Source organism: Neisseria basseii, from assembly GCF_962707005.1.
GTDB classification, from domain to species: Bacteria; Pseudomonadota; Gammaproteobacteria; order Burkholderiales; family Neisseriaceae; genus Neisseria; species Neisseria bergeri.
Genome location: NZ_CAUIXH010000073.1, coordinates 1 through 302 on the forward strand (window position 1 = coordinate 1; position 302 = coordinate 302).

1 protein-coding gene is annotated in these 302 nt (G+C 33.1%); it reads left to right on the forward strand.

Annotation, left to right across the window (positions count from 1 at the left end):
* Positions 1 to 19 precede the first annotated feature (19 nt).
* Entirely contained in the window at positions 20 to 178 is a 159-nt protein-coding gene (locus tag Q9I99_RS11360) for a hypothetical protein (RefSeq protein WP_003708978.1), read from the forward strand.
* The last annotated feature ends 124 nt before the right edge of the window (positions 179 to 302 follow it).

Here is a 302-nt window from a genome sequence, read left to right on the forward strand (position 1 = left end):
ATTTTATTGAAGAAACAAAATGGAACTATGGAAAGCTATTTGGCACACTGTCTTTGATTTTTTTAGTGAACTTTTTGATGAAAAACCGTGGCAAGAGAAAGATACAAAAAGTAAATTAAAAATACTAGGTGCATTATTGCTAGGTGCTATATTAACTTTTATCTTTTATATTTTATAAAAGCACCCGCTAACAAGCAGGGGCTTTAAATTTGAGTAAGTGCAACCTTGGGTAAACTTAGTTCCAACGCCTTTGCACTCACAAGGCAATGCCTTGTTTGAATAGTAGGGCAAGATTATACAAA